This is a genomic window from Naasia sp. SYSU D00948, assembly GCF_017916515.1.
GTDB lineage: Bacteria > Actinomycetota > Actinomycetes > Actinomycetales > Microbacteriaceae > Naasia.
Genome location: NZ_JAFMTA010000001.1, coordinates 47,004 through 59,070, shown reverse-complemented (window position 1 = coordinate 59,070; position 12,067 = coordinate 47,004). Strand labels below are relative to the sequence as shown.

Genomic DNA, 12,067 nt, shown 5'->3' with positions numbered 1-12,067 from the left:
GAGGAGCCATGACCACCCGCACCCTCGCCGTCGTATCGGCCGGGCTCAGCAGGCCCTCGTCCACCCGGATGCTCGCCGACCGCCTCGCCGACGCCACCGCCGCCCGTCTCCGGGAGACCGGGGACGAGGTGGAGGTCGTGACGATCGAGCTGCGCGACCTCGCCTCGGACATCACGAACAACCTGCTCACCGGCTTCCCCGCTCCGCGTCTCGCGGAGGCGCTCGAGACCGTCGCCTCGGCCGACGGCCTGGTCGCCGTGACGCCCATCTTCAGCGCCAGCTACAGCGGGTTGTTCAAGTCCTTCTTCGACGTGCTCGAGCCGGGCGCGATCTCCGACCTGCCGGTCCTGCTCGGCGCGACGGGCGGCACGGCCCGGCACTCGCTCGCGCTCGACTTCGCGCTGCGCCCGCTGTTCTCCTACCTCCACGCGGCGGTCGCGCCGACCGCCGTCTTCGCGGCGACCGACGACTGGGGCGACGCGGACGACGCGGCGAAGCCCCTGCCGGAGCGGATCGACCGGGCGGCCGCCGAGTTCGCGGAGGTCGTCCGCCGTTCCACCCGCACAGCGGGGCTGCGCGATCCCTTCGCGCTGCCCGCGGGCTTCGACCCGACCGGCGTGGGCGGCATCCAGTAGCGCTCGCCGCGGAAGAAGCGACCTCGGCGCGGCAGGCACCACCGCCGCGCCGAGGTGGTGCCCGGCGCGCCGAGGATCCCCCCGGCTCTAGGCTCGCGGGGATGGGGATCGGACGGGAGCTGCGGCGGGTCGTCGAGTTCCGCCCCTCGCCGCGACGCTGGCCCATCGCTCTCAACGGCGCGATCGCTCTCGCGCTCCCGGCGGTGACGCTGACGCTCGCCGGTCAGCCGACGCTCGGCCTCGTCGCCTCCAATGGCGCCTTCCTCGCGCTCTACCTGGGCGACCGCCCGCTCCTGCACCGCGCGCGGCGGCTCCCGCTGATCGGCGCGGGGCTGTTCGCGTCCGCGGCGCTCGCCGTCCTCGTCGCGCCGTTCCCGGTCCTCACGACCGTGCTGATCGCCGCGATCGCGATCGCCGCGGCCGTCCTCACCGTCGGCCTGAGGGTCGGTCCGCCGGGCAGCGTCTTCTTCGCGATGGTGCCGGGCGTGATGGCGTCGATGGTCGCGCCGGCCGAGGACGGCGGCGCCGGACTGGACGCGGGGCCCCTCCTCGGCGTGCTCGCGCTCGGCCTCGTCGTCGCGTACCTGGTCGTCGTCGCACCGCTGGCGGTGCCCGCCGTGCTCCGCCGCGCCCGCTCCGAGCCGCCGCCCGCGCCGCTGCGGTTCGAGGTCGGGCGCGAGTCGCGGATCGTGCTGACGCGGGTCGTGGTCGCCCTGGCCCTCGCGGCCGCCGTCAGCATCCCGCTCGGCTCCCACCGGAGCTACTGGGTCGTCGTCACGGTCGTCGCCGTCCTGCAGAGCGGGATCCACCGCCGCCTGACGACGGTCCGCGCCGCCAACCGCATCCTCGGGACGGTGCTCGGGGCCGGGATCTTCCTCGTCGTCGCGCTCATCGACCTCGACGGCGTCGTCCTCATCCTCGTGCTCGCCGCCCTCCAGTTCTGCGTCGAGCTCGTGATCGTGCGGCACTACGGGCTGGCGCTCGTCTTCATCACGCCGCTCGCCCTGCTCGTCGCGGTGCGGCATCCGGGCGTCAGCGCGGGCGCGGTCGTGGCCGAGCGCATCCTCGACACCGCCCTCGGCGCCGTGCTCGCGGTCGTCGTCCTCGTCGCCGAGTTCGTGCTCGAGCGACGCGCGGCCCGTCCGGGGGCTGGCCGCGACGCCCCCGTGGGGTAGGATCGCACCTGTCGCCCGCCCTTCGCGGTGGGCTCCACCGGAGCAGATCGGCAGGGAGCTGGTCGTTAGTGGTGGGTTTCCGTGCGGACCGCACGGCGGCCTTCTACTGATGACCAGAAGCCCGCTACCGGGCTTGCCACGCTCCTTCCTGCCACACCATCTGCTCCTTCCCATCCTTGGAAGGAGACAGACCTCTTGGAAGGTCCAGAGATCAAGTTCGCCGAGGCCGTTCTCGACAACGGCAAGTTCGGCACCCGCACCATCCGGTTCGAGACCGGCCGCCTCGCCCAGCAGGCGCAGGGGTCCGCTGTCGCGTACCTCGACGAGGAGACGATGCTCCTCTCGGCCACGAGCATCAGCAAGCAGCCGAAGGAGCAGTTCGACTTCTTCCCGCTGACCGTCGACGTCGAGGAGCGCTCCTACGCCGCCGGCAAGATCCCCGGCTCGTTCTTCCGTCGCGAGGGCCGCCCCTCCACGGAGGCGATCCTCGTCTGCCGCCTGATCGACCGCCCGCTGCGCCCGTCGTTCGTCGACGGCCTCCGCAACGAGGTGCAGATCGTCATCACCGTTCTCTCGATCGCGCCCGACGAGTTCTACGACGCCCTCGCCATCAACGCGGCGAGCATGTCGAGCCAGCTCTCCGGCGTGCCGTTCGACGGACCCATCGCGGGCATCCGCCTCGCCTTCATCGACGACCAGTGGGTCGCCTTCCCCAAGCACTCGCAGCTCGAGCGCGCCGTCTTCGACCTCACGGTCGCGGGTCGCGTGGTCACCGACGCGCGGGGCAACGAGGACGTCGCGATCATGATGGTCGAGGCCGAGGCGACCGAGGCCAGCTGGGGCCTGATCCAGGGCGGCGCGACCAAGCCGAGCGAGGACGTCGTCGCGCAGGGCCTCGAGGCCGCGAAGCCGTTCCTCCGCCAGCTGGTCGAGGCCCAGGCCTCGCTCGCCGCCCAGGCGGCGAAGGAGGTCCGCGAGTACCCCGTCTTCCTGCCCTACAGCGACGCGGCCCTCGAGGCCGTCGCGGCGGCGGCGGAGGAGGAGCTCACCTCGATCTACCAGATCGCCGACAAGACCGAGCGCAACAACGCCGACGACGCCCTCAAGGAGCGCGTCCGTGCCCAGGTCGCCGCCAAGGTCGAGTCGGGCGAGCTGCCCGCCGAGGTGGCCGCCCAGTTCAGCGCCGCGTACAAGGCCGTCACGAAGAAGGTCGTCCGCGGCCGGATCCTCCGGGACGGCGTCCGCATCGACGGCCGTGGCCTGAAGGACATCCGCCCGCTCGACGCCGAGGTCGCGGTCATCCCGCGCGTGCACGGCTCGGCGATCTTCCAGCGCGGCGAGACCCAGATCCTGGGCGTCACCACGCTGAACATGCTCAAGATGGAGCAGCAGATCGACTCGCTGTCGCCCGTCACCAGCAAGCGCTACCTGCACCACTACAACTTCCCGCCCTACTCGACCGGTGAGACCGGCCGCGTCGGGTCGCCGAAGCGCCGCGAGATCGGGCACGGCTTCCTCGCCGAGCGCGCCCTCGTGCCGGTGCTGCCCTCGCGGGACGAGTTCCCCTACGCGATCCGCCAGGTGTCCGAGGCGCTCGGCTCCAACGGCTCGACGTCGATGGGCTCGGTCTGCGCGTCGACCCTGGCGCTGCTCAACGCCGGAGTGCCCCTGCGCGCCCCGGTCGCCGGCATCGCGATGGGTCTCGTGTCCGACACGGTCGACGGTGAGACCCGCTACGCGGCGCTCACCGACATCCTGGGCGCCGAGGACGCGCTCGGCGACATGGACTTCAAGGTCGCCGGCACGAGCGAGTTCGTCACCGCGATCCAGCTCGACACCAAGCTCTCCGGTCTGCCCTCGTCCGTCCTCGACGGCGCGCTGAAGCAGGCGAAGGAGGCCCGCGTCGCGATCCTCTCGGTCATGAACGCGGCGATCGACGCTCCCGACGAGATGGCGCCGACCGCGCCGCGCGTCATCAGCGTCCAGATCCCGGTCGACAAGATCGGCGAGCTGATCGGCCCCAAGGGCAAGACGATCAACCAGATTCAGGACGACACCGGCGCCGAGATCTCGATCGAGGAGGACGGCACCGTCTACATCGGCGCCACCGACGGGGACTCGGCCGAGGCTGCCCGCCAGGCGGTCAACGCGATCGCGAACCCGCACAACCCCGAGGTGGGGGAGCGGTTCCTCGGCACGGTCGTGAAGCTCGCCGCCTTCGGCGCGTTCGTCTCGCTCCTGCCCGGCCGCGACGGCCTGCTGCACATCTCCGAGGTGCGCAAGCTCGCGGGCGGCAAGCGGGTCGAGAACGTCGAGGACGTCCTCGGCGTCGGTCAGAAGATCCAGGTCGAGATCACGAAGATCGACGATCGGGGCAAGCTGTCGCTGAGCCCGGTGGTCGAGGAGACGGCCGAGGCGGAGCCCGCCGCCGTCATCTGATCCGATTCTCACCGGAAGCCCGTCCCGCAGCAGCGGGGCGGGCTTCCGTCATTTCGCGGCGCAATGCAAGGGGGCGCCGCGACGGGGGCGGTGCACCCCGGAGCCCATAAACTCGACCCGTCGGAGGGAGCGAGATGGGCCAGGTGGCTCCGACGCCGCTGCGTCGCCAGATCGGCCGGACCGGCGTCGGCGTGTTCCCCTACGGCATCGACGGCTCCGTATTCGGCTGGACGGCCGGCTTCGATGCCGCGATCGAGGTGCTCGACGAGTTCCATGCCGCGGGCGGCACGCTGATTAGCACCGCAGACCACTACGCGGGCGGGCGCAGCGAGGTCATGATCGGCGCATGGCTCGCCCGGCATCCTCGGCGCGAGGACGTCGTGGTCGCCACGAAGATCGGCCGCCATCCCGACGCCCCGGGCCTCAGTGCTGCCAGCATCCGGGCCGCGGTGGACGCGTCGCTCGAGCGGCTGCGCACCGAGTACGTGGACCTGCTGTCCTTCGACGGCGACCACCCGGAGACGCCCCTCGAGGAGAGCCTGACCGCCATCGCCGAGCTCATGGCGGCCGGTCGCGTGCGCCATCTGTCCGTGTCCGACTACACAGGGGCGCGGCTCATCGAAGCCCGCCGCATCGCCCGGACGCTGGGGCTGCCCGCCCCCGAGGCCGTGTTCTCGGAGTACAACCTCATGGAGCGGCGCCGCTACGAGACCGAGCTCGCGCCCGTCGTCGAGAGCGAGTCGCTCGGCGCGATCGCGCGGCTCCCGCTGGCCAGCGGCTACCTCCGCGGCGACTTCCGAACGAGGGACGATCTGCCGAGCTCCCCCATGTTCGCGGCCGCGCTCCGGTACGTCGGACGCAAGGGGAACAAGGTGCTCGAGACGCTCGAGACGATCTCGCACGAGGTGGGCGAGAACATCGGCCGCATCGCGATCGCCTGGGTCCTCAGCCGGCCGGGGGTGGCCGCCGCGGTGGTCCGCGCGAAGGACGGCCCCCAGCTGCTCGACCTGCTGCCGTCCGTGGAGCTCACGCTGAGCCGCCATCAGCTCGCCCTGCTCGACAAGGTGACCGCCTGAACGGGGGGTGACCCTCTCGGCGACGCGCGCGGCGGCCCCGCGTAGAATCGGGCTGGGAGCGGGCGCGAGCGCCCGCATCTGCTGGGGGACGGAGGGCTGGTGAGCGAGCACCGTCCCGTCTACGAGCAGGTCCCCCTCTGGGACTGGCCCCTCGAGTCCGCGCCCCTTCCGGGCAGTGGCGCTGCGGCGCCCGCCCCGCCCGCACGCATCGAGGTGCGCGAGGTCGAGCCGGCCGTCGGCGACGCGATGGCCGTCGTCGCCGGCACCCTCGCCGCCATGGCCGCGACCGAGACCGGTCCGCTGCTCGACGAGCCCGCGCCGCGCTGGCGGCCGCGGCGCATCGGCGACACGGACCTCGCGGTCTTCCCCGTCGTCCTCGGAGCCAGCACCTTCGGCTGGACGGCGAGCGCGGACGCGGTCCCCGCCATCCTCGACGCCTACACCGCCGCGGGCGGCAACGCCGTCGACACGGCGGACTCGTACGCGGCCGGCCGCAGCGAGACCCTGATCGGGGCCTGGCTCAAGTCCCGGCGCAACCGCGACCGGATCGTCCTGTCCACCAAGGTCTCCCGCAGCCCCGACAACCCGGGACTGTCGGCGCACAGCATCGTGCGCGCGGCCGAGGGATCGCTCACCCGGCTGGGCGTCGACGCGGTGGACCTCCTGTACTTCCACATGGACGACCCCGCGGTGCCGCTCGAGGAGAGCCTCACGGCGGCGGACTCCCTGCTGCGCAGCGGCAAGGTCCGCTACCTGGCCTCCTCCAACTTCTCGCCCGAGCGCCTCATGGAGGCCCGCATCACGGCCGGGCAGCTGATGCTTCCGCGCTTCGCCGGGATCCAGGCCCGGTACAGCCTCGTGCACCGCGAGGAGTTCGAGCAGCGCATCTTCCCGGTCGCCAAGGCGCAGGGGCTGGCCGTGCTGGCCCACTCGCCGCTCGGCGGGGGCTTCCTGACGGGCAAGTACCGGTCCCGGGGCTCCCGCCTGTCGGACGCCCACTCGCGCGCAGCCTCGGTGGAGCAGTACGCGAACAAGCGCGGCTTCCGCGTCCTCGCCGCCCTCGACGACGTCGCGGCCCAGCACGGGGTCGCACCGGCGACGATCGCCCTCGCCTGGCTGCTGACCAAGCCGCTCGTGACGGCGCCGATCGCAAGCGCGAGCCGACCGGACCAGGTGGCCGACCTGGTCGCCGCCGCGAGGATCCACCTCACGCGTTCCCAGGTCGCGGCCCTCGACCGCGCGTCGGAGCACTGAGCGCCACGCTCGACCAGCGAGCTTCGGTGGTCAGCGTCGGGCGCGGCCTCGTCAGTCCGAGGGGTGGGACGCCTCGGCGAGGACCCGGGCGGCCGCGCGCGTGAGCGCCGACGTCGCGGCGATCGGGTCGCCCGCGTAGCCGCCGGACATCGCACCGTCACGGAGGAGGTAGATCTCGTCCGCGGCGGCGCCGGGAGCCGGATGCCCGATGCGCTCGAGCAGGCCCTCGAGGAAGGTCGTGAACCAGTCGCGGTGGGCGACGATCGCCCGCCGCACGGGGTGCCCCGGGTCGGGGAACTCGGCCGCCGCGTTGAGGAAGGGGCAGCCGCGGAAGTCCAGCCGGCTGGTGTCGGCGATGATCGTGTCGACGAGCGCCCGGAGCGTTGCGGCGGCGTCGGGGCCCGAGCGGGCGAGGTCGGTCATCGACTCGCGGACCTGGCGGTCCCGTCCGGCGATGTACTCGAGGATCAGCTTGTCCTTCGAGCCGTACTGCTTGTAGAAGGTCGCCTTCGTCACGCCGGCCTCGGCGATGATCCGATCGATGCCGACGGTGTTGATGCCCTCCGCGTAGAAGAGCTCGTCGGCGACCTCGAGGAGGCGCACCTTGGCGGCGGAGGGACGCCGGGCGGCTGGGGTGGGGGTGTCAGCCGCCACGGCGTCTCCTTCTTCTGGCCGCGTGGGGGCGCGGCCGTCTGCCGCCGGGCACGGCCTCGGCGGCGGGGACCGCACGGCTTGGGGGAACCGGACGATCCGACGATCCAGGGTGGGGGGCCCTGGCGATCCCGGGGGGAGGATCGCGAGCACGAACTTAGCAGGACGTGGGGACAGACAAGTCTGTTTGTCCTCATTTCGACCCACCCCAGTTCGGGTGACTGCGGGCGGGACCCCCAGCGCGGGTGACATAGGCTGGGAGCGATGTCAGGCGCGGTCGCTCTTCCTCTCGACGTGCCGGAGCTCTCCCTCTCCCTCCCCGACTCGCGGGTCCGGCGCAGCATCCTGCCGTCGGGCGTCCGGGTCCTCTCCGAGCAGGTGGCCGGGGCGGCGAGCGCCACCGTGGGCTTCTGGGTGCCGGTCGGATCCCGGGACGAGGCGGCCGACGCGCTCGGGTCGACGCACTTCCTCGAGCACCTCCTGTTCAAGGGCACCCCGCGCCGCAGCGCCCTCGACATCGCGGTGGCGTTCGACGCCGTGGGCGGCGAGCACAACGCGGTGACCGCCAAGGAGTACACCTGCTACTACGCCAAGGTCCGCAGCCGCGACCTCGGCATGGCGGTCGACGTGCTCGCCGACATGGTCGCCGCATCCACCCTCGACCCCGGAGAGTTCGAGCTCGAGCGCGGAGTCATCCTCGAGGAGCTCGCGATGGCGGAGGACGACCCCGCCGATGTCGCGAACGAGCGGTTCTTCGAGGCCGTGCTCGGGCATCATCCGCTGGGCCGGCCGATCGGGGGGAACCCCGTCACGATCGGCAACGCGACCCGGGACGGCGTGGCCGCGCACTACCGCGCCTGCTATCGGCCGTCCAGCCTCGTCGTCACGGCCGCCGGGGGAGTGGACCACGACGAGCTCGTCCGGTCCGTCGTGCGGGCCCTGGAGGACGCCGGGTGGGACCTCTCGGCTGACGCGCCCCCCGAGCAGCGCCGCCCCGCCGATCCCGCGGAGCTGGTGCGGGGCGCGGCGCTCTCGATCGTCGAGCGGCCCCTCGAGCAGACGCACCTCCTCGTCGGCGTTCCGGCCCTCGTCGCCGACGACGACCGCCGGTACGCCCTCGCCGTGCTCAACGCGGTGCTCGGCGGCGGGATGTCGTCGCGGCTGTTCCAGGAGGTGCGGGAGCGGCGCGGCCTCGCGTACGCCGTCTACTCCTTCGCGTCCTCGTTCTCCGACGCAGGTCTGTTCGGGCTCTACGCGGCCACGGCACCGCAGAACGCCGCCGCCGTCGGCGAGCTGATGCTCGGCGAGTTCGAGGGTCTCGCCGACCGGGGCATCACCGCCGAGGAGCTGCGGCGGGCGATCGGCCAGCTCTCCGGCTCGTCGGCTCTCGCGCTCGAGGACTCGGACGTGCGGATGTCCCGCCTCGGCCGGGCCGAGCTCGGCAACGGCGAGTTCGTCGACCTGGACGAGCAGATCCGCCGCTTCGAGGGGGTCGCCGCACAGGACGTGCAGGCGCTGGCCGCCGAACTGGTGGCGCGCCCCCGCTCGATCACCGCCGTCGGCGTCGCCGAGCCGGCGGACCTCGACGGGATCCTCGAGCCGCCCTCCGAGGCGGCGCGAGCCACGACACCAGCATGAAGGGCAACGGTTGTCTCACTACCTCTACCTCGTCCGGCATGGCGAGCAGCAGGACGCCGAGCACGGCATGCCGGACGGTCCGCTGTCCGCGCGGGGCAGGCGCCAGGCGGAGCTGATCGCCCAGCGCCTGAGCGGCGTCCCGTTCACGGGAGCGTGGCACTCGCCGCTGCGGCGGGCGGAGGAGACGGCCCAGGTGTTCGGGGAGGTCCTCCCCGCCCTCGACCCGCAGCCGTCGGCTCTGCTGTTCGACTGCGTCCCCTGCGGACCGACGCCCGACATGCCGCGCGCCTTCGACTCCTGGTTCCACTCGGTCACCGAGGCCGAGATCGAGGCGGGCCGGGCTCAGATGGCCGACGCGATCGACGAGTGGTTCGCGCCGGCGCGCGGCGAGCGGCACGACCTGCTGATCACCCACAACTTCGTCATCGCCTGGTTCGTCCGGCACGTCTTCGACGCCCCGGAGTGGCGCTGGCTCGGCGTCAACCAGGCGAACTGCGGGCTGACGATCATCCGGGTCCGCTCGACGAAGCCGCCCGTGCTGGTCGCGCACAACGACCTCGCACACCTCCCCGTCGAGCTGCGCACGGGCCTGCCGGAGCCGCAGCCCTTCTAGCCTGCGGCGCGGCCGCGTTGGGGCTGCCTCCTCCGCCGCTCACGTTCCGGGTCCTTGCGCGGATCAGGAGATCCTGCGCGGATCAGGACGTCCGGCGGATTTCGAGCGCGGATCAGGACCCGGGACGGCGTGTCGGGACGGAACTCCTGATCCGCGCAACCACGAGGAACCCGCAACGGGCCGAGCCGGGCCGGCCCGGGCTGCCGCAACGGCACCGTTGCTAGGGTTGAGCCGTGCAGAGCGCCCCGACGACCCGTGTGGCGATCGCCGGGGCCACGGGCCGGATGGGATCGCTCGCGGACCGGCTGATCGAGGCCGCCGAGGGGTTCGAGGTCGTCGCCCGACTGGACTCGCGCACCCCGCTCGACGCCATGACGGACGCGGACCTCGTGGTCGACTTCACGCTCCCGCACGTGTCGCCCAAGGTCGTCGACTTCGCGGTCGCGCACGGCATGCGGGCCCTGGTCGGGACGTCGGGGTGGACGGGCGAGCGGATCGAGGCGCTGCGGCGCCGGGTCGCCGCCGCACCCGGCACCGGGGTGCTCATCGTCCCCAACTTCTCGGTCGGCTCGGTCCTCGCCACCTCCTTCGCCGCGATGGCGGCGCGCTTCTTCGACTCCATCGAGATCCTCGAGGCCCACCACGCCCGGAAGGTCGACTCCCCGTCCGGAACCGCCGTGCGGACCGCCGAGCTGATCGGGGCGGCCCGTGCGGACCTCGGACCCGTGTCCGCGCCCCACGCGGACCAGCGGGCGAGGGGCCAGCAGGTGGCGAGCGTCCCCGTCCACTCGCTCCGGCTGTCCGGCGTGGTCGCGAAGCAGGACGTCCTCTTCGGCGGCGACGGCGAGGTGCTGACGATCAGCCACGAGACGCTCTCGCCGAGCGCGTACGAGAGCGGGATCCTGCTCGCCCTCCGCGCGGCGCGCGACCTCGAGGGCGTCACGGTCGGACTCGACTCCCTGCTCGACCTCCGGCTGGCCCCGCCGCGTGACGGGACGGCGGCGCGGCCGCCCGCGGACGGCGAGCCCTCCGGTCAGGCGGCCGCCGCGACCACCGCGTGAGCGCACCCCGGCTCCGGACGCTCCTCGGCGTCGGCCTCATGGCCGCGCTGCTCGTGCTCTACCTGTTCGTCGCGGGGCAGCAGGCCGTGCTGTTCGTGCTCAGCGGCGAGCCGGTCGCCGTCGCGATCGGCATCGCCCTCGCCGTCCTGCCGGTGCTCGGGGCGTGGGGGCTCGCCCGCGAGCTGCTGTTCGGGATCCGGGCCCAGCGGCTCGCGGAGCGCCTGCAGGACGACGGGACCGAGGAGAGCGTGCCGAGACTGCCGAGCGGACGCGCCGAGCGCGCCGCCGCAGACGCGCGGTTCCCGCGCTTCAAGGAGGCGGTGGAGCGCTCGCCCGAGGACTGGCGCGCGTGGTTCCGGCTCGGCGTCGCCTACGACGAGGCGGGCGACCGACGGCGGGCGCGTCAGGCGGTGCGGCAGGCGATCGCGCTCGAGCGGCGTCAGCGGCCGTAGGCGTCAGCGGGCGTAGGCGTCGACGGCCGCGTCGCTCGTCGGGTGGCGGAAGGAGAAGCCGTCGGCCTGGAGCCGGACCGGCACGACCTGCTGGTCCGCGAGCAGGAGCTCGCGGGCCACGTCCTGGAGTGCGAGCTTGAGGATCGGCTCGGGCGCCGGGATCGCGAACGGGCGGTTCAGGTCCTTGGCGAGCCGGGCCCCGATCTGCGCGGCCGTGGCGGGCTCGGGCCCCGTGAGGTTCACCGGCCCGGACAGCGTCGACGTCAGCAGGTGCACGATCGCCGCCGCCTCGTCGTGGAGGCTGATCCACGGCCAGTGCTGCCTTCCGCTCCCGAGCGGCCCGCCGAGCCCGAGCTTCGTCTGCAGGCGCAGGGGCGCCATCGCCCCGCCCGGACCCACGACGACGCCGGTGCGCAGCAGCACCGTGCGCGTCGCGTCGGGGGCGAGGGATGCCGCGGCCTCCCAGTCGGCCACGAGATCCGCGAGGAACCCCGTCCCCCGCGGTGACTCCTCGGTGAGCCGTTCACCCGGGCGGCTCCCGTAGAAGCCGACCGCGCTCGCGCTGAGGAACACGGCCGGGGGCCGTCCCGCCATCTCCATCGCCTCGACCAGTGCCCGCGTGGCGTTGATGCGGGAGCTGCGGAGCGCGCGCTTCCACCCGGGCGTCCACGGGATGCGGCTGAGCGCGGCCCCGGACAGGTTGATCACCGCGTCGACGTCCTCGAGGAGGCGGAAGTCGAGGATCTTCGCGTCGGGGGACCAGGTGTACTCGGTCGGCGCGGCGGGCGCCCGGCGCACGAGCGTGAGCACGGTGTGCCCCGCGTCCTTCAGCTGGCGCTGCACCTCGGTGCCGATCATGCCGCTCGCACCCGAGATGAGGACGCGGAGCTTGCTGTCCCGCGTGACCGCTCTGGGGGCGGCCTTCGGCGCGGCCGTCGGCTTCTGCGGGACGACCGGCTTCGCGGGCGGGGTCGGCTTCGGGGCGGGCGTGCGTCGTGCGGAAGGGACCGGGGTGCGCTTCGGAGCCGCCATGAGGGTCAGCCTAAGCCGCGACCCCGGAACGGCGGCCAGGT

At 73.2% G+C, this 12,067-nt stretch carries 11 protein-coding genes; 9 read left to right on the top strand and 2 right to left on the bottom strand.

The genetic code is table 11. The features are described from left to right. Nucleotides 1-8 precede the first annotated feature (8 nt). The 5 genes from J3P30_RS00290 to J3P30_RS00270 all read left to right on the top strand — a co-directional run bounded on the left by J3P30_RS00290 (nt 9) and on the right by J3P30_RS00270 (nt 6,579). Nucleotides 9-635 (top strand): CE1759 family FMN reductase, encoded by a 627-nt coding sequence (locus J3P30_RS00290; protein ID WP_210478824.1) that lies wholly within the window; start codon nt 9-11, stop codon nt 633-635. Nucleotides 636-736: 101 nt separating this feature from the next. After that, nucleotides 737-1,810, top strand: a complete 1,074-nt coding sequence (locus J3P30_RS00285; RefSeq protein ID WP_210478821.1) for an FUSC family protein — start codon at nt 737-739, stop codon at nt 1,808-1,810. Nucleotides 1,811-2,005: 195 nt separating this feature from the next. Next, complete coding sequence (locus J3P30_RS00280; protein ID WP_210478818.1) at nt 2,006-4,249, top strand: polyribonucleotide nucleotidyltransferase; 2,244 nt, start codon at nt 2,006-2,008, stop codon at nt 4,247-4,249. Nucleotides 4,250-4,392: 143 nt separating this feature from the next. Further along, complete coding sequence (locus tag J3P30_RS00275; protein ID WP_210478816.1) at nt 4,393-5,325, top strand: aldo/keto reductase; 933 nt, start codon at nt 4,393-4,395, stop codon at nt 5,323-5,325. Nucleotides 5,326-5,424: 99 nt separating this feature from the next. Continuing rightward, on the top strand, nt 5,425-6,579 hold the full coding sequence (locus tag J3P30_RS00270) for an aldo/keto reductase (RefSeq protein ID WP_307807335.1): 1,155 nt from the start codon (nt 5,425-5,427) through the stop codon (nt 6,577-6,579). 51 nt (nt 6,580-6,630) lie between these two features. Here J3P30_RS00270 and J3P30_RS00265 read toward each other — a convergent pair whose 3' ends face one another. Further along, nucleotides 6,631-7,233 carry a TetR/AcrR family transcriptional regulator gene (locus J3P30_RS00265; RefSeq protein WP_307807334.1) on the bottom strand — a complete coding sequence of 201 codons (603 nt, stop codon included), beginning with the start codon at nt 7,231-7,233 and terminating at the stop codon, nt 6,631-6,633. A 261-nt stretch (nt 7,234-7,494) separates the two neighbouring features. On the opposite strand from J3P30_RS00265, the gene J3P30_RS00260 reads away from it, so the two are divergent. The 4 genes from J3P30_RS00260 (at nt 7,495) to J3P30_RS00245 (ending at nt 10,994) form a co-directional block, all read left to right on the top strand. After that, a complete protein-coding gene (locus J3P30_RS00260) occupies nt 7,495-8,868 on the top strand; it encodes a pitrilysin family protein (protein ID WP_210478811.1) in 1,374 nt (457 codons plus the stop codon). 10 nt (nt 8,869-8,878) lie between these two features. Next, nucleotides 8,879-9,481, top strand: a complete 603-nt coding sequence (locus tag J3P30_RS00255; RefSeq protein WP_210478808.1) for a histidine phosphatase family protein — start codon at nt 8,879-8,881, stop codon at nt 9,479-9,481. Between the two features lie 233 nt (nt 9,482-9,714). Beyond that, nucleotides 9,715-10,542 carry a 4-hydroxy-tetrahydrodipicolinate reductase gene (dapB, locus tag J3P30_RS00250; RefSeq protein ID WP_307807333.1) on the top strand — a complete coding sequence of 276 codons (828 nt, stop codon included), beginning with the start codon at nt 9,715-9,717 and terminating at the stop codon, nt 10,540-10,542. After that, entirely contained in the window at nt 10,539-10,994 is a 456-nt protein-coding gene (locus tag J3P30_RS00245) for a tetratricopeptide repeat protein (protein ID WP_374058534.1), read from the top strand. Before dapB ends, J3P30_RS00245 begins: the two co-directional genes overlap by 4 nt. 3 nt (nt 10,995-10,997) lie before the next feature. On the opposite strand, the gene J3P30_RS00240 is transcribed toward J3P30_RS00245, so the two are convergent. Next, nucleotides 10,998-12,026 carry a TIGR01777 family oxidoreductase gene (locus J3P30_RS00240; RefSeq protein ID WP_210478805.1) on the bottom strand — a complete coding sequence of 343 codons (1,029 nt, stop codon included), beginning with the start codon at nt 12,024-12,026 and terminating at the stop codon, nt 10,998-11,000. Nucleotides 12,027-12,067 lie beyond the last annotated feature (41 nt).